The 25,199-nt window shown below is 65.1% G+C and carries 24 protein-coding genes; 13 read left to right on the top strand and 11 right to left on the bottom strand.

All coding sequences use genetic code 11. From position 1 onward, the window contains the following. Position 1: 1 nt before the first annotated feature. The 7 genes from ntrC to J2Y55_RS13210 all read left to right on the top strand — a co-directional run bounded on the left by ntrC (position 2) and on the right by J2Y55_RS13210 (position 8,427). Entirely contained in the window at positions 2-1,450 is a 1,449-nt protein-coding gene (gene ntrC, locus J2Y55_RS13240; RefSeq protein ID WP_103716763.1) for a nitrogen regulation protein NR(I), read from the top strand. A 161-nt stretch (positions 1,451-1,611) separates the two neighbouring features. Further along, positions 1,612-3,870: a sensor histidine kinase NtrY-like gene (locus J2Y55_RS13235; protein ID WP_310153555.1), complete on the top strand. Its 2,259-nt coding sequence runs from the start codon at positions 1,612-1,614 to the stop codon at positions 3,868-3,870. After that, positions 3,867-5,234 carry a nitrogen assimilation response regulator NtrX gene (gene ntrX / locus J2Y55_RS13230; RefSeq protein WP_310153553.1) on the top strand — a complete coding sequence of 456 codons (1,368 nt, stop codon included), beginning with the start codon at positions 3,867-3,869 and terminating at the stop codon, positions 5,232-5,234. The genes J2Y55_RS13235 and ntrX overlap by 4 nt, the downstream gene beginning before the upstream one ends. A gap of 212 nt (positions 5,235-5,446) precedes the next feature. Continuing rightward, positions 5,447-5,695: an RNA chaperone Hfq gene (gene hfq / locus J2Y55_RS13225; protein ID WP_069691554.1), complete on the top strand. Its 249-nt coding sequence runs from the start codon at positions 5,447-5,449 to the stop codon at positions 5,693-5,695. Positions 5,696-5,700: 5 nt separating this feature from the next. After that, positions 5,701-7,092 (top strand): GTPase HflX, encoded by a 1,392-nt coding sequence (gene hflX, locus J2Y55_RS13220; RefSeq protein ID WP_310153549.1) that lies wholly within the window; start codon positions 5,701-5,703, stop codon positions 7,090-7,092. A 62-nt stretch (positions 7,093-7,154) separates the two neighbouring features. Beyond that, positions 7,155-7,676, top strand: coding sequence for a GrpB family protein (locus tag J2Y55_RS13215; RefSeq protein ID WP_310153544.1), 522 nt, complete (start codon positions 7,155-7,157; stop codon positions 7,674-7,676). Positions 7,677-7,719: 43 nt separating this feature from the next. Further along, positions 7,720-8,427, top strand: coding sequence for an SDR family oxidoreductase (locus J2Y55_RS13210; protein WP_310153541.1), 708 nt, complete (start codon positions 7,720-7,722; stop codon positions 8,425-8,427). A 45-nt stretch (positions 8,428-8,472) separates the two neighbouring features. Here J2Y55_RS13210 and mazG read toward each other — a convergent pair whose 3' ends face one another. Continuing rightward, entirely contained in the window at positions 8,473-9,321 is an 849-nt protein-coding gene (gene mazG, locus J2Y55_RS13205) for a nucleoside triphosphate pyrophosphohydrolase (protein WP_310153538.1), read from the bottom strand. A gap of 37 nt (positions 9,322-9,358) precedes the next feature. Here mazG and arfB point away from each other — a divergent pair, with 37 nt between their 5' ends. The 3 genes from arfB to J2Y55_RS13190 are packed head-to-tail and all read left to right on the top strand — an operon-like array spanning position 9,359 to position 11,180. Beyond that, positions 9,359-9,778, top strand: a complete 420-nt coding sequence (arfB, locus tag J2Y55_RS13200) for an alternative ribosome rescue aminoacyl-tRNA hydrolase ArfB (protein WP_310153535.1) — start codon at positions 9,359-9,361, stop codon at positions 9,776-9,778. Then, on the top strand, positions 9,778-10,629 hold the full coding sequence (locus J2Y55_RS13195; protein ID WP_310153532.1) for a hypothetical protein: 852 nt from the start codon (positions 9,778-9,780) through the stop codon (positions 10,627-10,629). The genes arfB and J2Y55_RS13195 overlap by 1 nt, the downstream gene beginning before the upstream one ends. 5 nt (positions 10,630-10,634) lie before the next feature. Beyond that, complete coding sequence (locus J2Y55_RS13190) at positions 10,635-11,180, top strand: regulatory protein RecX (protein WP_310153530.1); 546 nt, start codon at positions 10,635-10,637, stop codon at positions 11,178-11,180. Between the two features lie 65 nt (positions 11,181-11,245). On the opposite strand, the gene J2Y55_RS13185 is transcribed toward J2Y55_RS13190, so the two are convergent. Further along, positions 11,246-12,226 (bottom strand): Bug family tripartite tricarboxylate transporter substrate binding protein, encoded by a 981-nt coding sequence (locus J2Y55_RS13185; protein WP_310153527.1) that lies wholly within the window; start codon positions 12,224-12,226, stop codon positions 11,246-11,248. A gap of 185 nt (positions 12,227-12,411) precedes the next feature. Between J2Y55_RS13185 and J2Y55_RS13180 the strand changes: the two genes are divergently transcribed. Further along, entirely contained in the window at positions 12,412-12,909 is a 498-nt protein-coding gene (locus tag J2Y55_RS13180; RefSeq protein ID WP_310153523.1) for a class I SAM-dependent methyltransferase, read from the top strand. A gap of 66 nt (positions 12,910-12,975) precedes the next feature. Here J2Y55_RS13180 and J2Y55_RS13175 read toward each other — a convergent pair whose 3' ends face one another. The 7 genes from J2Y55_RS13175 to J2Y55_RS13145 all read right to left on the bottom strand — a co-directional run bounded on the left by J2Y55_RS13175 (position 12,976) and on the right by J2Y55_RS13145 (position 20,571). Then, complete coding sequence (locus J2Y55_RS13175) at positions 12,976-14,286, bottom strand: NAD(P)/FAD-dependent oxidoreductase (RefSeq protein WP_310153520.1); 1,311 nt, start codon at positions 14,284-14,286, stop codon at positions 12,976-12,978. A gap of 94 nt (positions 14,287-14,380) precedes the next feature. Further along, the gene (locus J2Y55_RS13170; RefSeq protein WP_310153517.1) at positions 14,381-15,817 is read right to left on the bottom strand and encodes an FAD-binding oxidoreductase; all 1,437 of its coding nucleotides are present in this window, start codon (positions 15,815-15,817) and stop codon (positions 14,381-14,383) included. 76 nt (positions 15,818-15,893) lie between these two features. Beyond that, positions 15,894-16,961 carry a polyamine ABC transporter substrate-binding protein gene (locus J2Y55_RS13165; RefSeq protein ID WP_310153514.1) on the bottom strand — a complete coding sequence of 356 codons (1,068 nt, stop codon included), beginning with the start codon at positions 16,959-16,961 and terminating at the stop codon, positions 15,894-15,896. A 51-nt stretch (positions 16,962-17,012) separates the two neighbouring features. Beyond that, a complete protein-coding gene (locus tag J2Y55_RS13160; protein ID WP_310153510.1) occupies positions 17,013-18,155 on the bottom strand; it encodes an ABC transporter ATP-binding protein in 1,143 nt (380 codons plus the stop codon). After that, a complete protein-coding gene (locus J2Y55_RS13155; protein WP_310153508.1) occupies positions 18,152-18,958 on the bottom strand; it encodes an ABC transporter permease in 807 nt (268 codons plus the stop codon). The genes J2Y55_RS13160 and J2Y55_RS13155 overlap by 4 nt, the downstream gene beginning before the upstream one ends. Next, entirely contained in the window at positions 18,955-19,812 is an 858-nt protein-coding gene (locus tag J2Y55_RS13150; protein ID WP_310153506.1) for an ABC transporter permease, read from the bottom strand. Before J2Y55_RS13150 ends, J2Y55_RS13155 begins: the two co-directional genes overlap by 4 nt. A 135-nt stretch (positions 19,813-19,947) precedes the next feature. Next, positions 19,948-20,571, bottom strand: a complete 624-nt coding sequence (locus J2Y55_RS13145) for a cupin domain-containing protein (RefSeq protein WP_310153503.1) — start codon at positions 20,569-20,571, stop codon at positions 19,948-19,950. Between the two features lie 201 nt (positions 20,572-20,772). On the opposite strand from J2Y55_RS13145, the gene J2Y55_RS13140 reads away from it, so the two are divergent. Together J2Y55_RS13140 and J2Y55_RS13135 are read left to right on the top strand one after the other, a co-directional pair. Then, positions 20,773-22,260 (top strand): aldehyde dehydrogenase, encoded by a 1,488-nt coding sequence (locus J2Y55_RS13140; protein ID WP_310153499.1) that lies wholly within the window; start codon positions 20,773-20,775, stop codon positions 22,258-22,260. A gap of 34 nt (positions 22,261-22,294) precedes the next feature. Continuing rightward, positions 22,295-23,203, top strand: coding sequence for a dihydrodipicolinate synthase family protein (locus tag J2Y55_RS13135; RefSeq protein ID WP_310153496.1), 909 nt, complete (start codon positions 22,295-22,297; stop codon positions 23,201-23,203). A gap of 24 nt (positions 23,204-23,227) precedes the next feature. Here the strand turns inward: J2Y55_RS13135 and J2Y55_RS13130 are convergent, their stop codons facing one another. Further along, the gene (locus J2Y55_RS13130) at positions 23,228-24,727 is read right to left on the bottom strand and encodes a tripartite tricarboxylate transporter permease (RefSeq protein WP_310153493.1); all 1,500 of its coding nucleotides are present in this window, start codon (positions 24,725-24,727) and stop codon (positions 23,228-23,230) included. 14 nt (positions 24,728-24,741) lie between these two features. After that, positions 24,742-25,191, bottom strand: coding sequence for a tripartite tricarboxylate transporter TctB family protein (locus J2Y55_RS13125; RefSeq protein ID WP_310153490.1), 450 nt, complete (start codon positions 25,189-25,191; stop codon positions 24,742-24,744). Between the last annotated feature and the right edge of the window lie 8 nt (positions 25,192-25,199).

The following is a 25,199-nucleotide window of genomic DNA, read 5'->3' as shown; positions in this document are numbered from 1 at the left end:
AATGCCGACCGGTAACATTCTCGTCGCGGACGACGACGCCGCGATCCGCACCGTCCTCAATCAAGCCCTTGCCCGGGCCGGATATGAGGTGCGGACCACCGGCCAGGCGGCAACGCTCTGGACCTGGGCCGCGCAGGGCCTCGGCGACCTCATCATCACCGATGTGGTGATGCCCGACGGCAACGCCTTCGACCTGCTGCCGCGCATCAAGCGGGTGCGCCCCGAACTGCCGATCATCGTGATGAGCGCGCAGAATACCTTCATGACGGCGATCAAGGCCTCCGAGCGCGGCGCCTACGAGTATCTGCCCAAGCCTTTCGACCTGAAGGAGCTCGTCGCCATCGTCGGACGCGCCTTGTCGCGGCCGCGCGGCGATGGTGGCAGGGCCAATGCGGCCGAGCCTGACGATATTCCGTTGATCGGCCGCTCGCCGGCGATGCAGGATGTCTACCGCGCGCTCGCCCGGCTGATGCCGATCGATCTCACCGTGATGATCAACGGCGAGTCCGGCACCGGCAAGGAGCTGGTCGCGCGGGCGCTGCACGACTACGGCAAGCGCAAGAACGGTCCATTCGTGGCGATCAACATGGCCGCGATCCCGAAGGACCTGATCGAATCCGAGCTGTTCGGCCATGAGAAGGGCGCCTTCACCGGCGCGCTGACGCGGTCGTCGGGCCGCTTCGAGCAGGCCGAGGGCGGCACGCTCTTCCTCGACGAGATCGGTGACATGCCGATGGAAGCTCAGACGCGCCTGCTGCGCGTGCTGCAGCAGGGCGAATACACCACCGTCGGCGGCCGGACGCCGATCAAGACCAATGTCCGCATCGTAGCCGCGACCAACAAGGATCTGCGCATCTCTATCGCGCAGGGGTTGTTCCGCGAGGATCTGTTCTTCCGGCTCAACGTGGTGCCGATCCGCCTGCCGCCTTTGCGCGAGCGCGTCGAGGACATTCCGGATCTGGCGCGCCATTTCTTCTCCCTGGTCGAGAAGGAGGGGCTGCCGCACAAGCAGATCGATTCGGAAGCGATGGACGTGATGCGGCGCTATCGCTGGCCCGGTAACGTCCGCGAGCTTGAGAATCTCGTCCGCAGGCTTGCCGCGCTCTATCCGCAGGAGACGATCACGGCGCCGATCGTCGATGCGGAGCTCCAGCCGGCTTCGCCGACGACGAGCTTCTCGGGCGGAACGGCGCCCGAGCGGGCCGAGACGCTGTCAGGCTCGGTCGAGCGCCATCTCAACCAGTATTTCGGTGGCTTCGGCGATAATATCCCGCCGCCCGGCCTGTATCACCGTATTCTGCGCGAGGTCGAACCGCCTTTGATTGCCGCAGCCTTGGCCGCGACGCGGGGCAATCAGATCCGCGCCGCCGAATTGCTCGGCCTGAATCGCAACACGCTGCGCAAGAAGATTCGTGAATTGGACATGCAGGTCGTGCGCTCGCCGCGCTGAGACTTCTGCAGGGGCGGCCACGCCGCCTTTCATATGTCGCATTTTGACAACACCGTTGCGGCGGCGCATCTATGCCGCCCGCAAGCTTGGATGTCCGTCCGCGCTTGCTGCACCGGAGTTGTCGAAGAACCGTGTCAGCCTCGATCAGCGATGTCAGAATCATGCCGCGTGGGGAGGATCCGCCACGTCGTGTGTCGGGCTGGCTCGGCGCGGTCGTCGTCGTTTTCGCGCTTGTCTCGGCACTCGTCACCTTCCTGGTGCTCTCGGGCGTCACGCCGATCGCCCCGGTCCATGAGGTGGTCGTCGGCGTTTTCATCCTCAACGCCCTGCTGATCCTGCTGCTGCTCGTCATCGTCGCCTTCGAGACGGCGGTGTTGATCAGGGCGCGGCGAGCCGGCGCCGCTGCAGCCGGCCTTCACGTCAGAATCGTTGGTCTTTTCAGCATCATCGCGACATTGCCTGCGATTCTCGTCGCGGTGATCGCGACCGTGACCATCGAGCGCGGGCTGGAGCCCTGGTTCTCCGACCGGATGCGCGACGCGATCTTCAAATCGGTCGAGGTCGCCGATGCCTATGCCGCGGGACAGTGCAAGTCGCTCGGGCGCGAGATCCGGATCTTCGCTGACGATCTGGCACGCGCGAAGCCTGCCTTCGATGTCGACCGCAAATGGTTCGAGAACTTCCTGACAGCGCGCGCAACAGCTCTCGGCGTGCCGGTGGCGGCGATCATGAGCCCGCCCGACAAGGTGCTGGTGCGGGCGAATATCGATGTTCTGCGCGATGCGCCCAAGCCGGACCAGGCGGCGTTCGATGACGCGCAATCGGCCCCGGAGCCGATCTGCGTCGTGCCCGAAACCAGCCGGATCTTTGGCGCTCTCGTCAAACTGCCGACCTATGACAACGGCTTTCTTTACATCGCTCGGGAGGTTGATCCGCTCGCAGTCGAGTTTCCCGCCGTCGCGCGCGGAGCGGCGGTCGAATATCTCGCCATCGACGCCCGGCGAAAGGGCGTGCAGATCGCCTTCGCCTCGATGTACGGGCTGATCGCGGTGATCCTGCTGCTCTCGGCGATCTGGCTCGGTCTCAGCTTCGCCAACGGCCTCGTCGCGCCGATCCGGCGGATGATCCATGCGACCGACCAGGTCTCCAGCGGCAATTTCTATGTCCAGGTGCCGATCCGACGATCGGAGGGGGATCTTGCCCATCTCGGCGAGACCTTCAACAAGATGACGGCGGAGCTACGCCGGCAGCGCGATGGCTTGGTGACCGCGAGCGAGGTGATCGACCGACGACGGCGTTTTACCGAGACGGTTCTGTCGGGCGTCTCTTCGGGCGTCGTTGGTCTCGATGGCGACGGCCATATCACCATCATCAACCGCTCCGCCGAGGGGCTGCTCGGCACTGGCGGACGGGTCTTCGGCGAGCCGATCGCACAGGTCGCTCCCGAGATCGCCGCCTTCGTCGGCGATGCGCTGCATGGGCGCCAGCGGCAGAGCGCCGGCCAGGTCGCGATCACCCGCGCCGGGCGCGACCGCATGGTCAATGTCCGCGCAGTCCGCGAAGGTGAGGGGGCGGGCGCCGGGCTCGTGGTGACGCTCGACGACATCACCGATCTGGTCTCCGCGCAGCGCACGGCCGCCTGGGCCGATGTCGCGCGCCGTATCGCCCATGAAATCAAGAACCCGCTGACGCCGATCCAGCTCTCGGCCGAGCGCATCCGTCGCAAGTTCGGCCGCGTCATCGTCGAGGACAAGGAGATCTTCGATCAGTGCACCGCCACCATTGTCCGCCAGGTCGAGGATATCCGGCGGATGGTCGATGAATTCTCCTCTTTCGCCCGCATGCCCAAACCGTCGCTGTCTCGCGACGACATCGTCGAGACGGTGCGCCAGATCGTCTTCCTGATGCGGGTCGGCAACCCCGAGCTGACAATCTCGGAGAACTTGCCGGCGGCGCCAGTGTTGGCCCAGTTCGACCGTCGATTGATCTCGCAGGCACTGACCAATGTGATCAAGAACGCGACGGAGGCGATCGAGGCCGTGCCGATGGAGACGCGTGGCCCAGGCCAGATCGAGGTCGCGTTCGCGCGTTATGAGGATGGTCGGATCGTCATCGACGTGATCGACAACGGCAAGGGCCTGCCGGCCGACCAGCGCCAGAAGCTGCTGGAGCCCTATATGACGACGCGCGAGGGCGGCACCGGGCTGGGACTGGCGATCGTCGGGAAGATTCTGGAGGACCATGGCGGCGGGATCGAGCTTCTCGACCGACCCGACGCTGCGGAGGGGCGGCGCGGGGCGCGGGTCCGGCTCTGGTTCCCCGAAACCGGCCCCACTGACGATCCGGACAACGAGACTGCGAATGGCCGCGATACGAGCGCGTCCGACGCCCGAGACAAGCGAAATGGAATTGCCGTATGAGCGCCGATATTCTGGTTGTTGACGACGAAGTCGATATTCGCGAGCTGGTGGCCGGCCTGCTGGAGGATGAGGGTTACCGCACGCGCAAGGCGGGCTCCGCCGATGAGGCGCTCGCGGCGATCGCTGCACGCCGGCCCAACCTCGTCTTCCTCGACATCTGGCTGCAGGGCAGCCGGCTCGACGGTCTGCAGGTGCTCGAACTGATCAAGGAGAGCCATCCCGATCTCGCGGTGGTGATGATCTCGGGCCACGGCAACATCGAGACGGCTGTCTCGGCGATCAAGAGCGGCGCCTATGACTTCATCGAGAAGCCGTTCAAGGCTGACCGCCTCGTGCTGGTGGCCGAGCGGGCGCTGGAGGCTTCGCGGCTCAGGCGCGAGGTCCGCGAGCTGAAAAAGGGCTCGGTGCAGGCGAGCCGCATCGTCGGCCGCTCGACCGTGGTCAATCAGTTGCGCCAGACGATCGAACGCGTCGCCCCCACCAATGCCCGCGTGCTGATCAGCGGCGAGCCGGGCTGTGGCAAGGAATTGACGGCGCGCACGCTGCACGAGGCGTCCAGCCGCTCTTCGGCGCCCTTCATCGTCATCAATGCGGCGACGATCACGCCCGATACGATGGAAGAGGAGCTGTTCGGCGTCGAGGGCGGAGAGGGCCGCACGCGCCGCGTCGGCGCGCTTGAGGAAGCGCATGGCGGCTCGCTCTATATCGACGAGATCGGCGACATGCCGCGCGAGACGCAAAACCGCATCCTGCGCGTGCTGGTCGACCAGAATTTCCAGCGTGTCGGCGGTGCGACGCGCGTGCATGTCGATGTGCGGATCATTTCGTCGACCAGCCGCGATCTGGCGCAGCTGATCAGCGAGGGGCAGTTCCGCGAGGATCTCTATCACCGCCTCAGCGTCGTGCCGGTCAAGGTGCCGGCGCTGTCGGAGCGGCGCGAGGACGTGCCGGAATTGATCGAGTTCTTCATGGACCAGATCTCGGTCGCCACCGGCCTGCCGAAGCGGCGCATCGGCTCGGACGCGATGGCGGTGCTGCAGTCGCATGAATGGCCCGGCAACGTCCGCGAGCTGCGCAACAATGTCGAGCGATTGATGATCCTGACCAAGGGCGACCCGACGGCGGACGTCACGGTCGAGATGCTGCCGGCAGAGGTCGGCGCCATGGTGCCGACGACGCCGTCCGGTTCGGGCGGCGAACGGTTGATGAGCCTGCCGCTGCGCGACGCGCGTGAGATCTTCGAGCGCGAATATCTGATCGCCCAGATCGCACGCTTTTCAGGCAATATCTCGCGAACCGCCGAGTTCATCGGGATGGAGCGCTCGGCCTTGCATCGCAAGCTGAAGTCGCTCGGGGTCGGTTGAGCGGCGGCTAGGCGCTGATTGCATATCCGTCTGCACGATACGCAGGCGTCATGCGCAAATAGGATGCGGCATCACACTTGCTTTGTCATAGAACACGACGATCTAATGCAGGATCGGTGTTTCGAAGCGGTGCGCTCAGTGTGAGACCCCGAACGAAACGAAATGGATCGCGGGTGCAACCCGATGAGCGATCCCAACAATAGGGGCTACCCATGGCCGCAGAGCGGGCACAAAACCTTCAGGACACTTTCCTCAATCACGTTCGCAAGCAGAAGATTCCTCTGACGATCTTCCTCGTCAACGGCGTGAAGCTGCAGGGCGTCGTTACCTGGTTCGACAATTTCTGCGTGCTGCTGCGGCGCGACGGGCATTCGCAACTCGTCTACAAGCATGCGATCTCGACGATCATGCCGGGCCATCCCGTGCAGCTGTTCGAGCCCGAGGAAGTGGACAAGGCCTGAGCCTCATGGCCGGTCGCGACGGGGCAGACGAGACCGAGACGACCGTCAAGCCGCTCGACGAGATCGAACGCGATATCGCGGCCAATACCCGCGCCTATGTCGTGGGGCCTTATTCGCAGCGCCGCGGCGGCGCGGGCAGCGCTGACACGAATCAGCGCTCCTTCGCGGCACGGCTCGATGAGGCTGTCGGCCTCGCCGCCGCCATCGACCTGACCGTCATCGAGCCGATCCAGGTTCTGCTCACGGCGTTTCGCCCCGCGACCTATCTCGGCAAGGGCAAGGTCGAGGAGCTGGCGGAGCGCATCAAGATCGAGGAAATCGGCCTCGTCGTGATGGATTGCGCGTTGTCGCCGGTGCAGCAGCGCAATCTCGAGAAAGCTTTCGGCTGCAAGGTGATCGACCGCACCGGCCTGATCCTCGAGATCTTCGGTCGGCGGGCGCGCACGCGCGAAGGCACGCTGCAGGTCGAGCTTGCCCATCTCAACTACCAGAAGAGCCGGCTGGTGCGGTCCTGGACCCATCTCGAGCGCCAGCGCGGCGGCTTCGGCTTCCTCGGCGGCCCCGGCGAGACGCAGATCGAGGCGGACCGGCGCATCATCCAGGAGCGCATGACCAAGATCGAGCGCGATCTCGAGAGCGTGAAGCGGACCCGTTCACTCCATCGCGTCAGCCGTAAACGCGTGCCTTATCCCGTGGTTGCGCTGGTTGGTTATACCAATGCCGGAAAATCGACGCTGTTCAACCGGCTGACCTCGGCCGAGGTGCTGGCGCAGGACATGCTGTTTGCCACGCTCGATCCGACCGCACGCGCAATCAAGCTGCCGCATGGCGCGCGGATCATGCTCTCGGACACGGTCGGCTTCATCTCGGACCTGCCGACGCAGCTCGTCGCGGCGTTTCGCGCGACGCTGGAGGACGCGATCGAGGCCGATGTGCTGCTGCATGTCCGCGACGTGGCGCATGAGGACACCCAGGCCCAGGCAGCCGACGTCCAAGGCATCCTGCGCGATCTCGGCATCGATCCCGATGACGGCCAGCGCGTGGTCGAGGTCTGGAACAAGTCGGACCTGCTCGATGGGCCGGAACGCGAGCGCCAGCTCGGCCTCGTCGCGCTGAAGCCCGAGGCCTCGCGGCCGGTGCTGGTCTCGGCCTTGACCGGCGACGGCATCGCCCGGCTGACGGACGCGATCGAGACGCGCATCGCCAGGAGCCGGCCGGTCTACCGGCTGGTGCTGGCGCCCGGCGACGGTAAATCGCTTGCCTGGCTGCACGCCAATGGCGAAATCCTGGAGCGGGCGGATGCAGAGGACGGAGCATTGAGCCTCGTCGTGCGGCTGCCTCCTGAGCGGGAAGGGGCCTTTGGCGCGCGGTTCCCGGAGGCGGAGCGGAAAAATTGAGATGACAGGTCGCGCCTGCCGATTCTTCTCTTCGATGCGCAGGCTTGATCGAGGCTAGGGTAATGCTCGGACTCAAGCACAATGTGAACGTCCTGGTCGACTACGACTCTGATTGGGAAATCGCATTTCGCGAGGAGCGCAAGCGGATCGAGGATGCCCTCGGCGACACGGCCAAGGGCATCGAACACTATGGTTCGACATCGATCATCGGGATGCGGGCCAAACCCATTCTGGATATTCTCGTCGGCGTCGCGCCGTTCGACGATTGGGCGAAGTGCCGGGCTCCGCTGGAACAGCTCGGCTACGACTATGCGCCGAATGCGGGCGTTCCCGGAAACCACATGTTTGGCCGTGGCCGGGATTTAACCGAGCGAACGCATCTCGTCCATGTGGTCGAGTATCTCGGCGAACACTGGAGCCCGAACCTTGCCTTCAGGGATGCGCTCCGGACGGATTCTGCGTTGCGTTTGACCTATCTCGCCGAGAAGGAGCGCGCCATCGCGGCGGCGCCGGAAGGGCGGGCAAAGTACAACGCGCTGAAGCACGCATTCATTGCGCAGATCAAGGCAGGTTTGGCGTCCTAGCTGTGGATGCTCAATGGGTTGTTCTGGTCGAGGAGCACATCGCATGATTGGCGCGGGTGAAACGGTTGTCGTGATTGGCGGCTCTTCCGGGATTGGCCTGGCCGTTGCGCGGCTGGCGGCCTCGCAAGGCGCGCGCGTCGTCATCATTGGACGCGACAAGACGAAGCTGGAGGCCGCAGTCTCCACGATCGGACCGTCAGCGCGTGGCGAAATCGTCGACGCCCAGGATCGCACGGCTTTGGCAGCGTTCTTTCAGAGGCTTGGGCCTTTCAACCACCTGATCTTGGCGGCTTCCGGCGGTCGCGGGGCCGGAGCGTTTCGCGAACTCGACGGCGACGGGCTGCGCGCCGGCTTCGAAGCCAAGTTCTGGGCGCAATGGAACGCAGCCCAGGCGGCGCTTCCGACGCTTCAACCCGCCGGCTCCATGGTCTTCATCACGGCGGCTTCGTCGCGGCTGGCAAATCCCGGAACCTCGGGGCTCGCAGCCGTCAACGGCGCGCTCGAGCGCATGGTCGTGACTCTCGCCCGGGAGTTGGCGCCAATCCGCATCAATGCGGTATCGCCGGGCGTGATCGATACGGGCTGGTGGGACGACAAGGCGGCCGGCCTGTTTGAAGCGTCCTATGGCAAGGCGCCGCTCGCCCGCCCCGGCCAGCCCGATGAGGTCGCCGATGCGGTGCTCTTCCTGATGGCAAACGCCTTCGTCACCGGGGTGATTCTCGATGTCGATGGCGGCCTGCATCTGACATAGCGGCCTGAATCTGACATAGCGAGTGGCCAGGGCCGGCCTCGCGCCTCAGCCTGTGCCGGGCGGCGATGCCTTCTCCGCGCGCTTGACCTGTTGCCAGAGCGCTTCCAGCTCTTCGAGACTGGCGTCCTTTGCGTGGCGGCCCTGAGCCTCCAGCGCAGCCTCGATGCCCTTGAAGCGGCGCTCGAACTTGGCGTTGGCGGCGTGGAGGCAGCCTTCCGGGTCGGCATCGACATGGCGGGCGAGATTGGCGACGACGAAGAGCAGATCGCCGATTTCCTCGCGGATCGCCGCCTTGTCGCCCAGTGCGAGCGCCTCCTCGATCTCGGTGGTCTCTTCCCGGACCTTGTCGAGCACGAGCCTGGCGTCGTTCCAATCGAAACCGACGGTCGAGGCCTTGGCCTGGAGTTTCCAGGCCCGGCTGAGGGCAGGCAGGCCCTGCGTGACACCTGCCAGCACGCCCTTGTCCTCGACCTGCTGGGGCAGGCCGGCTGCTTGCCTTGCTGCGGCCTTCTCGGCCTTTTCCTGCGCCTTGATGCTGTGCCAGAGCGCCTTGACCTCGGCGGGAGACAGATCGCGCGCATCGCCGAAGACATGCGGATGCCGGCGGATCATCTTGGTGGTGACGGCCTCGACCACGTCGGGAAAAGCGAAAGCGCCTTCCTCCTCCGCCATCTGCGCGTGGTAGACCACCTGCAGCAGCAGATCGCCGAGCTCGTCCTTGAGGTCGAGCCTGTCGCCGCGCGTGATCGCATCGGCGACCTCATAGGCCTCCTCGACCGTATAGGGCGCGATCGAGGCGAAGTCCTGCTCCAGATCCCAGGGGCAGCCTGTGCCGGGCGTGCGGAGCGCCGCCATGATCTCGATCAGGCGGGCGATGTCGCGGGAAGGCTTCAACGCTGCAAATCTCCGTGAAGTGAGATAGCCTCGTCCCATGATTCAAGTGACCCCGTCCATCGCCATCGACGAGAGCGAGCTCGAGGAAAGCTTCGTGCGCGCCTCTGGCCCAGGCGGCCAGCACGTCAACAAGGTGTCGAGTGCGGTCCAGCTCAAATTCGACATCCGGCGCTCGCCCTCGCTGCCCAACGACGTCGCGGTGCGCCTGATGAAGCTCGCCGGCAGCCGGCTGACGCAGGATGGCGTCATCGTCATCGTGGCGCAGGCGCAGCGCAGCCAGAAACGCAATCGCGAGGAGGCGCGCGAACGCCTGCTCGAGCTGATCCGGGCGGCGGCGGTCCGCCCGCAGACGCGCCGGCCGACGAAGCCGACCAAGGCCTCGAAGGAGAGGCGGCTGGTCTCCAAGGACAAGCGCGCCTCGATCAAGGCGGGGCGGACGAAGCCAGGGGCGGATTGATGCTCGTGGCGAAGAAATGGCGCTGCGAGATCTGCCGGTTGGTTCTGGAGCAGGCCTGTTATGTATTGAAGCGGCAAGGGCGGGCCGATGCGCTCCATCGCGCTCAAGGCAAAAATAACGCACAGCGCAACTATTCCCTTCAACCGAGATATCAGCCGCCGATCATTGACGCGGAAAGCTCCGACCACCTGGAGGCTGATCTTGCTGCATCGCCTGATTTCGTACGGGCCTTGCAGGACGATGCTTTTGCCGCCTTGGCGTTCGGGCGCCTGACCGGGCCGGCCTGGTATAAGATCGGTGACCGCAACGCCCAGCATGCCAGCTCCGGCGACAGTGTCGCGGCGATGATCGCAGGCCTGCGTGCACGCGGCGAAACGCATTTCGACATCATGTATTTTCGGTACTACCTGTCGCCATGGCAGCGCTGGGCGCTCGACAGGAATGCTGGGCGTCAAATCTCGCGATTCGATCGCATGCTTTCGGATATCGGGTGGCGCACGCCAAGTGATGCGCAATTGCAAGCCGAGACAAAAGCTGAAGCGCAAGGCCGACTAGCGCAACGTGTAGTGGTGCTGCGACGAGTTCGAGAAATGGAGACCCGCCCCGCCGCCTGGTGCGTTCCGTTGATCATCGATAGCGATAAGCGGCTGATCCTCCCGGTTGTGGTGCGCGATCGCGATGATCCTCTTTGGCAACGAGAATGGAGCGATGAGCAGAGGGAAGCCGCGTCAGCCGATTTGGCGGTGCGGTTTTACGCGCTCGCAGATTCCGGCCGCATGAGCAAAGCCGAGTTCATGGAATTGCAACCAGGATTACACGCCGGGCTGAAACTGCTGCAGCTTCTACGATGATTGACATGGCCCATGGCGACAAGCGGCAGGCGCGCAAGCCGCCACGTCGCATCACGCCCGACTATCTGCAACGCGCCGCCATGCATTATCTCGAACGCTATGCGGCGCCCGCGGCGCAGCTTCGCCGCGTGCTGGAGCGCAAGGTCGTGCTGAGCTGCCGCCACCATGGCGACGAGCCCGGCCGGTTCTCAAGCTTGCTCGACGAAGTGGTGGCGCGCTGCGTCGCCTCGGGGCTGGTCGATGACCGTCGTTTCGCCGAGGCGCGCGCGGCGAGCTTGCGCCGGCGAGGCCAGTCCGCGCGAGCCGTGGCGGCAAAGCTCGCGGCCAAGGGCGTGACGCGCGATCTCGCAGCCGAGGCTAGCGCGGCTGAACCAGATGACGAATTGGCCGCGGCGCGCATCGCCGCGAAACGCAAGCGGCTCGGGCGCTGGGGAAGGGGCAACCCCGCCGCCAGCCGTCAGAAGGATCTGGCGGCGCTGGCACGCGCTGGCTTCAGCATGGCGATCGCCCGCACCGTGATCGACGAGGTGGGCGATGAAGATGAGCCATGAGGCGTTGTGCCAGGGCATGGCTCTTGGAGCGAAGGCAGGGCTCTTGGTGCCCCACCTATCGCGGCTCATTCGAGCCGGATATTCGCTTCGTTGACGACCTTGCCCCAGCGGACGACCTCGGCAGAGACGAATTTGGCGAAATCCGGCCCATAAAGCGCTGGGATGGCTGATCCGTTCTTCTTCCAGGCTTCCACGATCATCGGTGCCTTCAGGGCCTTTTGAAGCTCCTCGCTCACACGGGCGACGATCGGCGCCGGCGTGCCTTTGGTCGCCCAGATCGCATACCAGGTTGCAACCTCGTAGCCCTCGAGCCCGGCCTCCTTGGCGGTCGGGACTGAGGCGATCACCTCGGAGCGGGCCGGCGCGGCAACGGCCAGCGCACGCAGCGCACCGCCAGAGATTTGCGGCGCGGAGGAGCCGAGCCCATCGAACATGACGTCGACCTGGCCGGCGACGAGGTCCTGCATGGCGGGACCGGCGCCGCGATAGGGAACATGGGTGAGCGGCGCCTTCGCCAGCAGCTTGAACAGCTCGCCGGCGAGGTGATGCGTCGTGCCGTTGCCGGCCGAGGCATAGTTCAGCTTGTCTGGGTTGGCCTTGGCGAAGGCGATCAGCTCGGCGAGGGTCTTGGCCTCGACCTTCTTGGGATTGACGACGATGACCTGCGGCGGCTGAGCGATCACGCCGACGGGGATGAAATCCTTCTCGATGTCATAGTCGAGCTTCGGATAGAGCGCGGGCGCGATGGTGTGATGGGCGGCCCCGACGAAGAAGGTGTAGCCGTCGGGCGCGGCTTTCGAGGCAGCCGAGGCGCCGACCGTGCCGCCGGCGCCGCCGCGGTTATCGATGATGATGCGCTGGCCGAGCTGCTGCTCCAACTGCGCCGCGATCGGCCGGGCGAAGGCATCCGTGCCGCCACCGGCCGGGAAAGGCACGATGAAGGTGATCGACTTCGTCGGCCAGGTCTGCGCGACGGTTGGAGCCGTTGCTGTCATTGCGAGCCCGGCCGCGGTGAGCAACAGCAGGATTCGGCGTGAGATGAACATGATGAGAGACCTCCCGTGAATTGTGAAATCAGGCTCTTTTCGACCGTTTCTGATGGAAAGCGGCACAATCACGTCCGCAATCTCGCGGGATTAGGCCATTGGACTGTTGCTTTAGCAAGCACATGGCTGTGAGCGGGGGCCTCGGGTGATTGACTTCCTTCGCCTTGCCACCGATCAGGGACGTCATGAGCCGTCTCGACAGTTTCATCCGCCGTCTCGAGGCCCAGCGCCGGGTTCTGGACTGGGCTGCCGCCGCCATCACGGCTCGGGACGGGCTCGTGCTCGAGCTCGGCCTCGGCAATGGCCGGACTTACGACCATTTGCGCGAGACCCTGCCGGAGCGTGCGATCTACGCCTTCGATCGCGAGGCCAGGGCCAATCCGCGTTCACTGCCACCGCCCGAGGCGCTGGTACTGGGCGACATGGAGCAGACGCTGCCGACCTTCGCCGCAGCGCATGGTCGCTGCGCGGTTCTGCTCCATGTCGACGCCACGACCGGTGTGCCCGAGCGCGACGCCGTGGCATTGGCCTGGCTGCCGAGGCATGTCGCCGCGCTCGCCGCGGACGACGCGCTCGTGATCAGCGGATCGGAATTGATCGACGAGGCGCTGCTGGCGACGCCGTTGCCCGAAGGCGTGCCGCTCGGACGCTACTTCGCCTACCGGCGCAGGTCGAAGGCCTGAGCAGCCCGTTTTCGGCGGCAGTTGGCATACAGCGGTGTGCCCAGCCGCTCAGCCGGTGCCGAGACCTTACAGTCCAAGGCGGTCCATGACCCGGCCGTGGATGACGACGCTGCGCACCGCCAGGGGCCAGAGGCCATGAAAGCGGATGGGTTTCTGGGAGACGATGGGCAGGTCCAGCTCGGCCGCCGCGCCTTTGATCAACCGCGCCGCCAATTGTTCGGCGATCGCCGTGCCCAGGCCGACGCCGCGACCATTGCAGCCGAGATAGATCAGCGCGTTCTCCGCCGGCTCATGCAGATGCGGCGAGTGATCCTGCGTCATGGCGAGCCGGCTGTTCCAGCCATGGGTCCAGGGCTGCCCGGCGAGCTCGGGCCAGAGACGCTGGGCGTAGTCGGTGAGATAGGTGATGTCGCCCGGATGCGAGATCGGACGCATCGGGCCGCGCCCGCCGATCAGGAGACGGTCACGGGCATCGACCCGATAATAGACGGTGATGCGCCCGCTCTCATAGACGGATGAGCGCGCAGGCAGGATACGACGCGCCAGTTCGCTCGGGAGCGGAGCGCTTGCGGCGATGGCGCTGAACACCGGGACGATCGTCCGCTTCAGCCCGCTCCAGAGATCGTCCGTAAAGCCGTTCGTCGCGATCAGGATCTTCTCGGCCTGAGCGGTGCCTTGGTCAGTCCGGAGCGCCCAACCGGCATGTGTTCGCTCGAGAGCCCGCACGGGGGTGCGTCCGTGGATCTTCGCGCCGGCAGCCAGTGCCGCTTTGGCCAGGCCACGGACGTAAGCTAGCGGGTTCACATCACCGCCGCGACCGTCACGCATGGCGGCGAGATAGCGATCCGTGCCGGTGGCCTCGGCGACCTTGTCTCGATCGAGCATCGTCACCGGCATGCCCCGCGCAATGCATTGGCGCGCGGTCGCCTCGACTCCGGCGACCGCGCGCTCGCTATAGGCCACGCGCAGGGTTCCGTTCTGGCGTGCGTCGCAGGCGATGCCGAGGCGCTTGATCAGAGCCAGCGTGCGGTTGGGCGTGTCATAGGCGAAGGCGACCATGCGCGCGCCGAGATCAGGCCCATAGCTGGCCTCGATCGTATCGGGATCGAATTTCAGGCCGGGATTGAGCTGTCCGCCATTGTTGCCCGAGGCGCCCCAGCCGGGTTCCTGGGCTTCGAGCACCGTCACATCGACGCCGGCTTCTGCCAGATGCAGGGCGGTCGTCAGCCCGACGATCCCGCCGCCGACAATGGCGACCGAGGTCCGCAGCGAGCCCGCGAGGGACGGGGTGTCGGGAGCCGCCGGCGCGTCGAGCTGATAGACGTTTGGCGGCAATGGTTTCGATGTAGGATCGGGCTTCGATGTCGGCTCGGTCATGACATGTTCCAACGGCCTTGGCGGCGCATGTCCCTGTCTTGGGAACGCTTGTCGCATGCGGGCGCCGGGTGCTCATAGCATCCAGCGATCGGTATCAGTCCCCGCCGGCTTCGAGGAAGATCTTTCCAGGGTTCATCAGTCCGGCCGGGTCGAGCAGCTGCTTGATGCCCTTCATCAAGGCGAGTTCGGCGCTGCTCTTCGTCCGTGCCAGGCGCTTGCGGTAGCTCGTGCCGACGCCGTGCTCGGCCGTGATGCTGCCGCCCATCGCCACCGCAATATCGTCGACGATGATGTCGATGGCGTCGGAAGCGTCCTCATAGGCTTGGGCGTCGGCGAAACGCTCATGCGGGAACAGCACGACGACATGGATGTTGCCGTCGCCGATATGGCCCACCATCATCACATTCGCGTCCGGATAAGCCGCGAGGATTCCGGCTTCGATGCGGGCCGTGAATTCCGGCTGCTGCGCGACCGGGACCGAACTGTCATGCGACATGGTCTTGCCCGCGAGCTTGAACTCGCCGGTCACGCCATGGCGCAGCTTCCAGATCGCCTCTTCCTGCGCGAGGCTGGCGGCGATGATCGCGTCGCGGACCAGGCCGGCCTCGAAGGCCTCGGCCAGCAAGCTTTCCATGGACTGGCCGATATCGGAATCCGGCAATGCGTCGCCGGCTTCAAGCAGGAGGTACCACGGCGCCTTCTGGGCGAAGGGCATTGTCGTGCCCTGGACATAGCGCAGCACGAAATCCATGTAGGACGAGCCGATGATCTCGAAGCTCGAAATCTGCTCGCCGAAAACCTTGCGCGCCCGCTCAAACATCGCGAGCGCATCCTCGACACTGGCGAGCTGCATCAATGCGATCGAACGGGTGCGGACAGCCGGGAACAGCTTCAGCACCGCAGCGGTGACGATGCCGAGCGTGCCTTCCGCGCCGATGAAGAGCTGCTTCAGGTCATAGCCGGCATTGTCCTTGCGCAGCCGGCGCAGACTGTCGAGCACGGTTCCATCGGGCAGGACGACCTCAAGGCCGAGCACGAGCTGACGCGTATTGCCGTAGCGCAGCACGGAGATGCCGCCGGCATTGGTCCCGATATTGCCGCCGATCTGGCAGCTGCCCTCGGCGCCGAGGCTCAGGGGAAAGAGCAGGCCTTCGCGCGCGGCTGCGGCCTGGATCTCGGCGAGGATGCAGCCGGCCTCGACCGTGATCGTCTCCTCCGCGACCGAGAAGGCCCGGATTCGGTTCATGCGATCGAGACGCAGGACGATGCCGGGCTTGCCCGAAAGCGGCGTCGCGCCGCCGCACAGGCCCGTATTGCCGCCCTGCGGCACGATGGCGACACCAGCCTGCGCGCAGGCGGCGACGACACGCGAGACCTCGTCTGTATTCGCCGGCTTCACCACCGCCAGCGCTTCGCCGTGATAGCGAGTGCGGTGGTCCATGACGAAGGGGGCGACATCACCGGGCTGGGTGACGACGTAGCGCTCCCCGACGATGGTCCTGAGATCCGCGAGGAGAGCTTCGTGCGTCATGGCGTTCTTGAGGCGCTGGAGAGCGGGAGCCGCTCCGGAAGGGCCCGGAGCGGCATGGTTGCAAGAGGGTTTGAGCTCAGCTCAGCATCCACTCGGCATAGCGCTTCTGGGCGGCGGTATAGTTCGCGCTCCACCATTCCGCGTTGACGATGACGTTCTTGCCGTTCGTCAGGTCGGGGAGATAGGCCTTCGCCGGCGAAGCCTTGACCTGCTCCACCGCTGCGACGGTGTTGGGCAGGTAGTAGCCGCGGATCGCCCATTCGACCTGGCGATCGGGCCGGAGGCAGAAATTGATGAAGCGCATCGCCGCTTCCTTGTTCTGCGAGCCCTTCGGCACGGCGAGATAATCCAGCGAGTTGACCGTCTGCTCGAAGGAGAAGTCGAGCGGCGATCCGGCCTTCTGCGCCGCCTTCACCCGGTTGAAATAGCTGTAGGAGAAGTCGCCTTCGTTCTGGACCACCGAATTGACCTGCTCGGGGGTGGTGCTGGTCCATTTGGTGACATGCGGCTTGATCCGGTCGAGGGCGCGGAAGGCGCGGTCGACGTCGAGCGGGTAAAGATCCTTCGGCGCGACGCCATCGGCCACCAGCGCGACTTCGAGCGTTTCGGAGGCGAGAGCGCGCATCACGCGTCGCCCAGGATATTTCTTGACGTCGTAGAAGCCGGCGAAATCGACCGGGTGCTTGCCGTCGGGATGGCGCTTGGCGTCCCAGAGCAGCCCGCCGCTATAGAGATAGATCGGCATGTAATTGGGAGCGCCGGCCTGCACGACGTCGCCGGGCTTGATGATCGACATATCGAGCGGCTCCCAGAGATCGTCCTTCGCGCCTGAGGTCGCGAAGGCGGCGGGAGCGTCGATGACGTCCCACTGCACGGCCTTGCTCAGAACCTGGGCCTTGACCTTGGCCATGTCGCCATTGTCGACGAGCGTGACCGGGATGCCGGTTTCCTTGGTGAAGGGATCGGCAAAAACCTCGCGCACCGACTTGTTGTAGTCGCCGCCCCATGAGGTCACGGTCAGCGTCTTGTCGGCCGCTTGCGCGCGTCCGGTGAAGATGGCGGGCGCCGCGATCAGGCCGGCAAGGCCGGCGGCTCCGCCACGCAGCAGGCCGCGGCGCGAGGTCGAGAATGTCTTGTCAGTCATGGTCACCGTTCTCCCCTATTGATGTCGTTGATCGAAGGCAGGCATCGGCTTTCAGTGGGGTGCGGAGGGCGGCAGCAGGCGCGCATGCGCCGGCGGCCAGCCGGCCCGGACCTCGTCACCGCGCTTCGCGATCGGGCGGTCGGGCTGGTTCAGTTCCTGGACGATGATCGTCGACTGATCCTCGCAGCGGACGAAGTGCCTGACGACGCCGCCAAGCAGGATCGAATCGTCGATCCTGCCGCTGACGCTTGTCACCTCTGGGCCGCCGGTCAGCGTCATGTTCTCGGGGCGCACGAGAAGCATGGCCTTGTCCCCGGTCGAGACGGCGAAATCGGCGGCGGGCACCGGGAATGTCCCGATCGCGGTGCGCAGCGAAAGGCCGCCGGGTCCGCCGGCCTCCACGATGCCGGGAATGAGGTTCGAGCTGCCGATGAATTCGGCCGAGAACACGGTCGCGGGCTTGAAATAGAGTTCGTCGGGCTGGCCCTGCTGCTCGATCTTGCCGCCATTCATCAGCACGATGCGGTCCGACATCGTCAGCGCTTCGTCCTGATCATGGGTGACGTAGAGCATGGTGATGCCGAGATCGGCATGCAGGCGCTTGATCTCAAGCTGCATCTGTTCGCGCAGGTTCTTGTCGAGGGCGCCGAGCGGCTCGTCCATCAGGATCAGCGCGGGATTGTAGACGATGCAGCGGGCGAGCGAGATGCGCTGCTGCTGGCCGCCTGAGAGCTCGCGCGGACGCCGGCCGGCGACATGACCGAGTTGGATCAGATCGAGCACCTGCTCGACCTTCCGTTTGATCTCGTCCTTCGGCAGATGCCTGACCTGCAGCGGGAAGGCGATGTTCTCGAAGACGGTCATATGCGGCATCAGGGCGTAGTTCTGGAAGACCATGCCGAGACCACGCTGGTTCGTCGGCAATGTCGTGGCGTCGCGCCCGTCGATGACGATGCGGCCGGAACTGGGCGTGATCATGCCCGCGATCAGGTTGAGCAAAGTCGATTTGCCCGAGCCGCTGGGGCCGAGCAGCGTGACGAACTCGCCCTTGCGGATCGTCAAGTCGACACGCTTGAGGGCATCGACCTCGCCATAGCGCTTGGTGACGCCGTGAAGTTCGACCATCGCCCGATCGCCTTCGGCGACCGGAGTGCTGGCCGGCGCGGGCGTGACAGTCAGGGGCGTGACAGTCATGGAGTGACCTCGGTCTTGCGCTGCAGGGCGATGATGCCCAATGCGATCAGCAGCGACAGCAAAGTGAGCAGGGTAGAGACAGCCGCGAGGACCGGCGTGAGCTCCCATCGGATCGAGCTGTACATCTTCACCGGCAGGGTCATGGCCTTGGTTCCGGTGAGGAAATAGGCGACGACGACCTCGTCCAGCGACATCAGGAAAGCGAAGAGCGACCCGACCGCGATCGACGCCTTCAACTGGGGCAGCACGACGCGGAAGAAAATGACCGGCCGCGAGGCGCCCATGATCGAGGCGACCGTCTCCAGCGAGACATCCGAGTGCTGCAGGCCCGATATCACCGACACCATGATGAAGGGCGTCGTCAGCATGATGTGCGAGAGAACGAGACCGGTCGTCGTATCGAGCAGGCCCCAATTCGAGAACTGCAGGTAAAGCCCGAGCCCCAGCACGATGACGGGCACCAGCATCGGCATCATGAACAAGCCGCGCAGCAGGTTGCGTCCCGGCAGCCGCGAGCGCACCAGCGCATAGGCGGCGGGCACGGCCAGGATCAGCGTCAGCACGGTGGTCACGGTCGCCACGAGAAGGCTCTGCACCATCGAGCCCCACCAGGCCGGATCGGTGAAGAACTGCTGATAGAGCGCGAGCGTAAACTGACGCGGCGGGAACTCGATCTGGCCTGGATTGCCGAACGAGATCGGGATGACGATCAGGCTCGGGAGCAGCAGGAAGACGTAGCAGAGCCAGGCCGCGGTCGCGATCAGGTTGCGGCTGAGCCGGCTCGAACCGAAGAGCGCGTTCATGCGGCTGCTCCCGAGAGCCCGGAGGCGCCGCGCACCTTGCCGAGCAGCGCGACCAGCAGGCCGGAAATCAGGAGCAATACCACCGCCGTCGCCGACGCGGCCGTCCAGTCCAGCGTCTGGCGCGTGTAGAAATCGACGAGATTGGCCACCATCATGTCCTGCCGCCCGCCGAGCAGGGCAGGGGTGATGTACATGCCGATGGACAGGGTGATGTTGATCAGCACGCCGGCGATCACGCCGGGCAGGCTGAGCGGCAGCGTGATCTTCCAGAAGATCCGCAACGGCTTGGCGCCCATGGTCTCTGCCGCCAGGATCAAGGTGCGGTCCTGGGCCAGCAGGCTGCCGAGGATCGACAGGATCATGAAGGGCAACAGGAAATTGATCATGCCGAGGATGACGCCGACGCGGTTGAACATCATAGGCAGGTTGATCTGGCCGCCGCTGACGAAGCCGAGCAGCTGATTGACGAGGCCCTGATTGCCGAACACGGCGGTGAGCGCGAAGCTTTTCACCAGGATGCTGGTCCAGAACGGCAGCATGACCATGATGAGATAAGCGGTGCGCCGGCTCGGCGGCTGCGCCGCCAGATGCATCGCCACGGGATAGCCGACGAGCAGGCTGACGAGCGTGCCGGACAAGCTGATCTCGAAGGTGTTCTTCAGCACCTTGAGGAACAGCGTGCTGCTCAGCAGCTCCGTATAGGCCTGAAGCGAAAACTGGCCGGGATAGACGCTGGTCCAGACGGTGAGCGCCAGCGGATAGACCAGGATCGCCAGCATCAGCAGGGTCAGCGGTGCCAGCAGCATCAGCGCCGAGGGCAGACTGAGTTCCGATGCCGTGCCTGATTGGGCCACCTGCGGCGCTTCCTTCGATCCGGCAGGCGCAGCGGCGCCCTGCAAGCTCACCGGGAGCGGCGAGCGCCGGAACTATGGCAGTCGATTTTCAGGAGCGCAATTAAGATTTTCAAAATTCTGAAAATCTGAGCCGCATCAGATGTCGGCGTTGACCCAGAAGACCGAGGCGGGCCGCGCCGTGACATTCGCGAAGTGATGCGGCTTGGAGCTCGAGAAGGCGAAGCAGTCGCCTTCGTTCAGGCTGTAGGTCTCGCCATCGATCTGGAGCTCCAGCGTCCCGGACAGGAGAAACCCGATCTCCTCACCCTTATGCGTGTAGGGCTGCGCCCCGGAGCTGCAGCCGGGCTGGATGACCATGAAGAAGCCCCTGAGCCTTTCGCTGGCGGCCGGCGAGGCGATGTCCTTGCGGATGCCATCGATGTCGAGCAACCGCGAGCGCTGACCGGCGCGGACGATATACTGGCTTTCGGTGCCTTTTGAGGTGTTTTGCGAGGGATCTATCAGCCAGGCCGGCATGACGCCGAGCGCATTCGCGACCGTGTAGACGGTCCGGACAGTCGGCGAGACCAAGCCACGCTCGAGCTGCGACAGGGTGCCGATGGAGACGCTTGTCGCCTTCGACAACTCCGTCAGCGTCATGCCTGCCTTCGATCTCAGATCGCGGATGCGCCGCCCCAGCTTCTGCGTCTCGTCATCGGGATCGGTCGTGCTGGGCGCTGCGCGCGAGGCACTGTCGTCGACGATCTTGATCTGCGGCATTGACGGGACGCATCCATGGCTCGGCCGCTGCTGCTCCGGTAGCAGTGGCGGGGTCTCACACGCTATACGGATAACGGCATATCATGAAGATGCCAAACCAATTTTCAGAAAACGAAAAATTTGTACTAGAGCGGGCCGAGGAAACTTCCTATCGTCGGGCTCCGCCGGCCGATTGGCTGGGCCCTTTCCGGAAAGATATCCATGTCCGCTTCGATCGACTGGCACGCCCGCGCCGCGGCGCTCTCCATCAATGGCCAGGCCTTCATCGGCGGTCGCTATGTCGCGTCGCTGTCGGAGCGGACCTTCGATTGCGTCAATCCTGCAACGGGCAAGGCGCTGGCGCGGGTGGCGGCCTGTGAGGCGGACGATGTCGATCGCGCGGTCGCTATAGCCCGCAAGGCTTTCGAGTCGGGGGTCTGGTCGCGCATGGCGCCGCGCGAGCGCAAGACACGGCTTGCCGCCTTCGCCGATCTGATTTCCGCGCATACCGAGGAGCTCGCGCTGCTTGAGACCCTCGACATGGGCAAGCCGATCCGCGACAGCCTGGCCGTCGACCTGCCGCTCTCGGCCCAATGCATCCGCTGGTATGCCGAAGCGATCGACAAGATCTATGACGAGATCGCGCCCACGGCGCGCAGCGCGGTCTCGCTGATCAGGCGCGAGCCGCTTGGCGTGGTCGCTGCGGTCGTGCCGTGGAACTTCCCGCTCTTGATGGCGGCCTGGAAGATCGGCCCGATCCTGGCGGCGGGCAACTCCCTTATCCTCAAGCCGGCCGAGCAGTCGTCGCTGACGGCGATCAAGCTGGCGGAGCTGGCTGCGCGGGCAGGCATCCCCGATGGCGTCTTCAATGTCCTGCCCGGCTATGGCGAGAAGGCGGGGCGGGCGCTTGGCCTGCATATGGACGTCGATGCCGTCGCTTTCACCGGCTCGACCGAGGTCGGGAAATATTTCCTGCAGTATTCCGGCCAGTCCAACATGAAGCGCGTCGGGTTGGAATGCGGCGGCAAGAGCCCCAACATCATCCTGGCCGATGCGCCCGACCTCGATGCGGCGGCAACCGCCGCAGCCTGGGGCATCTTCTATAATCAGGGCGAGGTCTGTAATGCCGGCTCGCGCTTGATCATCGAGCAGAGCGTCAAGGAGCAGGTCATCGAGAAGGTCATGGCGGTCGGCGCGGCGATCAAGGTCGGCGACCCGCTCGATCCGGCGACGGAGATGGGCGCGATGGTCGATGCCGGCCAGACCGAGCGCGTCATGGCCTATATCGAGAAGGGCAGGGCGGAGGGCGCCAGATTGCGCCTCGGCGGCAAGCGGCTCGCCGGCGATGGCTGCTTCATCGAAGCGACGCTGTTCGATGATGTGACCAGCGGCATGACGATTGCCCAGGAGGAGATCTTCGGCCCGGTGCTCGCCACCATCGCAGCCAAGGATCTCGATGAGGCTGTCGCGATCGGCAACGACACGATCTACGGGCTGGCGGCCGCCGTCTGGACCCGCGACATCAACAAGGCCTTCAAGGCGTCCTCGGCGCTGCGCGCCGGCGTGGTCTGGGTCAATTGCTTCGATCACGGCGACATCTCGTCCCCCTTCGGCGGCTTCAAGCAGTCCGGCTTCGGCCGCGACAAATCCCTGCACGCGCTCGAAAAATACACCGAGCTGAAGGCCACCTGGATCCATCTCGGCAATTGAGATTCCGGCAACTGAGAACGACAGCGAGCACATGATGGCTGATCTGATGTTCCGCGGCCTGATCCCCGCTTTTCCCACGCCCTTGAAGGCTGACGGTTCGATCGACGAGAACGGGCTGGAGCGCATCGTCGCCTATCAGATCGAGAAGGGCGCATCAGGCCTCGTGCCGCTTGGCGGCACCGGCGAAGCGACGGCGCTGACGGCAGCTGCGCGCAAGCGCGTGCTGGAGGTCACCGTATCCGCTGCTGCCAAGCGCGTGCCGATCATCGCCGGCGTGCTCGATCCGGGCTTGGGTGGTGCGCTCGATACCGGGCGGCTTTACCGCGAGGCCGGTGCCGACGGCCTCATGGTGATCCCGCCTTATTATACGCGGGCTGATCAGGAGGGCGTGCTGCGCTATTTCAGGGCGCTGGCGCCTGAGCTCAAGCTGCCGATCATCTTCTACGACAATCCCTATCGTGCGCACATCGTCACGGCGCCTGCGACGATCGCGCGGATGGAGGAGGAGCGTCTCATCATCGGCATGAAGGCCTCCAACACCGATCTCTACCATCTCGACCAGCTGTCGAAGCTGGTCAGCGATACGTTCTGCCTGCTGAGCGGCCAGGACACTTTGTTCGTCCAGCAGGTAATCCTGGGCGCGAAGGGCGGCATCCTGACCTCCGCATCGCTGCTTCCGGACTATTGGGCGAATGTCCAGATGCTTGCCGAGACCGGGCGCGTCAGCGAAGCGCTGGCGGCCCAGGGGCGGTTGAACCCGCTGATGGACGCCTTGTTCTCGGAGCAGTTCCCGGAAGCGGTGCGCCGCGCCTTTGCGATGCTCGGGCTGCCGATCGGCCGGTCCTTGCCGCCGGTGGGGGAATTGTCCGCGGGAGGAGAGGCGAAGCTGCAGGATGCAGTGAACAAGCTCATCGCCGCTGGAGCGTTGCGGAAGATCAGCTGATCGCCTTCATTCGCTGGCTATAGATCATTCGGCAAGTGCTTCCTTGCGCGTTTTCAGGATTGCCGGAGACAGGAGAGCGAGCAGAAGGACAGCGACGACAGCAAGCAATACGGCGCTGATCGGCCGCGACAGGAACACCGAGAAATCTCCCTCCGACAACAGCATGGCGCGGCGGAAATTCTCCTCGAGCTGCGGGCCCAGCACCAGGCCCAGCAGCAGCGGCGCCGGCTCGACCCCGACCTTGATGAAGAAGTATCCGATGCCCGCGCAAGCCAGCATCAGCCAGACATTGAACAGGCTGTTGGCGATGCCATAGGTGCCGATGCAGCAGAACAGCACGATCGCCGGGAAGAGCAGGCGATAGGGGATCTTCAGCATCGAGACCCAGAGGCCGACCAACGGCAGGTTGATCACCAGCAGCATCAGATTGCCGACCCACATCGAAGCGATGACGCCCCAGACGAGTTTGGGCTGTTCGGTCATGATCTGCGGCCCGGGCTGGATGCCTTGCATCATCAGCGCGCCGATCATCAGCGCCATCAGCGCATTGGCGGGAATGCCGAGCGTCAGCAATGGGATGAAGCTCGTCTGCGCGCCGGCGTTGTTGGCGGCTTCGGGCCCGGCGACGCCCTCGATGGCGCCCTTGCCGAAGCGAGAGGGATCCTTGGCGAGCTTCTTCTCCAGCGCATAGGAGGAGAAGGGTGGCAACGCCGCGCCACCGCCCGGCAATACGCCCAGCACCGAGCCCAGCAGCGTGCCGCGCACCATGGCCGGAAAAGCCGCCCGCAGATCGGCTCGACTCGGGATCAGGTCGCGGATCGACTGGCTGACGACGCGGCGCTCGGACGGTCTTTCCAGATTGGCGATGATCTCGCCGAGGCCGAACAGCCCCATGGCGACCGGCACGAAATCGATTCCATCAGACAATTCGGCGACGCCGAAGGTCATGCGCGCAGCGCCCGACGAGACATCGATGCCGATGAGACCGAGCAGGAGGCCGAGCAGCACCATTGCCAGCGATTTGGCGACCGAGCCATGCGCCAGCACGACGGCGGCGATCAGCCCGAGCACGAGCAGGCTGAAATACTCGACCGCGGTGAATTTCAGCGCCAGCACCGAGAGCGGAACGCTCAGCACCGCGATGATGATGGTCGCCACCGTACCGGCGAAGAAGGAAGCGATCGCCGCAATGGCGAGCGCCGTGCCGGCCTTGCCCTGCTTGGCCATCTCGTGGCCGTCGATGCAGGTCACCACGGAGGAGGTCTCGCCCGGCACATTGACCAGGATGGCGGTGGTCGAGCCGCCATATTGCGCACCGTAATAGATGCCGGCCAGCATGATCATCGAGCCGGCCGGGGTCAGCCCGAACGTGAAGGGCAGGAGCAACGCGATCGTCGGAATCGGCCCGATGCCGGGCAGCACGCCGATTGCCGTTCCGATCACCACCCCGATCAGGCACAAGCCGAGATTATTGAGCTCGAGCGCCGTCGAGAGCCCCATCAGCAGATTGTCGAAGAGTTCCATCGGTCGATGAGCCTTCAGCGCGGCCAGAGCGGAACCGGCAACGCCAGAACCTTGATGAAGAGGATGGCCGCCACGCAGGAGAGCAGCAGCGCAAAGGGGACCGTCTCGCGAAGGCGTCCTTCGCGCGTGGCGAAGCCGGCGAGGATCACGGTGACGACCGAGGCAATGGCGAGCCCCAGCCGCTCCGCCGTCAGCGCGAAGATGCCAACCGCGCCGAGCACCGCGAGCAGCGAGCGGATCTGCACGGGCGGGATCGCCGGGCCCGCCCGCCTCGCGCCGCGAACGCAGAAGAACAGGCCGAAGCCGAGCAGCCCCAATGAGACCACGCGCGGCATGTAGCCCGGCCCCATATCCGCGGCATTGCCGACCACGAGGTGGCGGGTCGCGATCAGCGCAGCCGCCGCCACTGCGACGAGGAACAGGCCGAAGAGCAGATCCTGCCAGTCGATCCGGGAACGGGTCATCGGCCAGG

The organism is Allobosea sp. BE125 (genome assembly GCF_031456075.1).
GTDB lineage: Bacteria > Pseudomonadota > Alphaproteobacteria > Rhizobiales > Beijerinckiaceae > Allobosea.
Note: the sequence above shows the minus strand (reverse complement) of the source record. Positions and strands in the feature narration are given on the sequence as shown.

What these genes read in the sequence shown, in the direction of transcription:
- J2Y55_RS13190 (WP_310153530.1), top strand. Translation starts at nt 10,635, where the DNA reads ATGGCCCATGGCGACAAGCGGCAGGCGCGCAAGCCGCCACGTCGCATC.
- hfq (WP_069691554.1), top strand. Translation starts at nt 5,447, where the DNA reads ATGGCCGCAGAGCGGGCACAAAACCTTCAGGACACTTTCCTCAATCAC.
- J2Y55_RS13130 (WP_310153493.1), bottom strand. Translation starts at nt 24,727, where the DNA reads ATGGAACTCTTCGACAATCTGCTGATGGGGCTCTCGACGGCGCTCGAG.
- J2Y55_RS13170 (WP_310153517.1), bottom strand. Translation starts at nt 15,817, where the DNA reads ATGACGCACGAAGCTCTCCTCGCGGATCTCAGGACCATCGTCGGGGAG.
- arfB (WP_310153535.1), top strand. Translation starts at nt 9,359, where the DNA reads ATGATTCAAGTGACCCCGTCCATCGCCATCGACGAGAGCGAGCTCGAG.
- J2Y55_RS13135 (WP_310153496.1), top strand. Translation starts at nt 22,295, where the DNA reads ATGGCTGATCTGATGTTCCGCGGCCTGATCCCCGCTTTTCCCACGCCC.
- J2Y55_RS13235 (WP_310153555.1), top strand. Translation starts at nt 1,612, where the DNA reads ATGCCGCGTGGGGAGGATCCGCCACGTCGTGTGTCGGGCTGGCTCGGC.
- hflX (WP_310153549.1), top strand. Translation starts at nt 5,701, where the DNA reads ATGGCCGGTCGCGACGGGGCAGACGAGACCGAGACGACCGTCAAGCCG.
- J2Y55_RS13140 (WP_310153499.1), top strand. Translation starts at nt 20,773, where the DNA reads ATGTCCGCTTCGATCGACTGGCACGCCCGCGCCGCGGCGCTCTCCATC.
- ntrC (WP_103716763.1), top strand. Translation starts at nt 2, where the DNA reads ATGCCGACCGGTAACATTCTCGTCGCGGACGACGACGCCGCGATCCGC.
- J2Y55_RS13125 (WP_310153490.1), bottom strand. Translation starts at nt 25,191, where the DNA reads ATGACCCGTTCCCGGATCGACTGGCAGGATCTGCTCTTCGGCCTGTTC.
- J2Y55_RS13185 (WP_310153527.1), bottom strand. Translation starts at nt 12,226, where the DNA reads ATGTTCATCTCACGCCGAATCCTGCTGTTGCTCACCGCGGCCGGGCTC.
- J2Y55_RS13210 (WP_310153541.1), top strand. Translation starts at nt 7,720, where the DNA reads ATGATTGGCGCGGGTGAAACGGTTGTCGTGATTGGCGGCTCTTCCGGG.
- J2Y55_RS13180 (WP_310153523.1), top strand. Translation starts at nt 12,412, where the DNA reads ATGAGCCGTCTCGACAGTTTCATCCGCCGTCTCGAGGCCCAGCGCCGG.
- J2Y55_RS13160 (WP_310153510.1), bottom strand. Translation starts at nt 18,155, where the DNA reads ATGACTGTCACGCCCCTGACTGTCACGCCCGCGCCGGCCAGCACTCCG.
- J2Y55_RS13175 (WP_310153520.1), bottom strand. Translation starts at nt 14,286, where the DNA reads ATGACCGAGCCGACATCGAAGCCCGATCCTACATCGAAACCATTGCCG.
- J2Y55_RS13215 (WP_310153544.1), top strand. Translation starts at nt 7,155, where the DNA reads ATGCTCGGACTCAAGCACAATGTGAACGTCCTGGTCGACTACGACTCT.
- J2Y55_RS13195 (WP_310153532.1), top strand. Translation starts at nt 9,778, where the DNA reads ATGCTCGTGGCGAAGAAATGGCGCTGCGAGATCTGCCGGTTGGTTCTG.
- ntrX (WP_310153553.1), top strand. Translation starts at nt 3,867, where the DNA reads ATGAGCGCCGATATTCTGGTTGTTGACGACGAAGTCGATATTCGCGAG.
- J2Y55_RS13145 (WP_310153503.1), bottom strand. Translation starts at nt 20,571, where the DNA reads ATGCCGCAGATCAAGATCGTCGACGACAGTGCCTCGCGCGCAGCGCCC.
- J2Y55_RS13165 (WP_310153514.1), bottom strand. Translation starts at nt 16,961, where the DNA reads ATGACTGACAAGACATTCTCGACCTCGCGCCGCGGCCTGCTGCGTGGC.
- J2Y55_RS13155 (WP_310153508.1), bottom strand. Translation starts at nt 18,958, where the DNA reads ATGAACGCGCTCTTCGGTTCGAGCCGGCTCAGCCGCAACCTGATCGCG.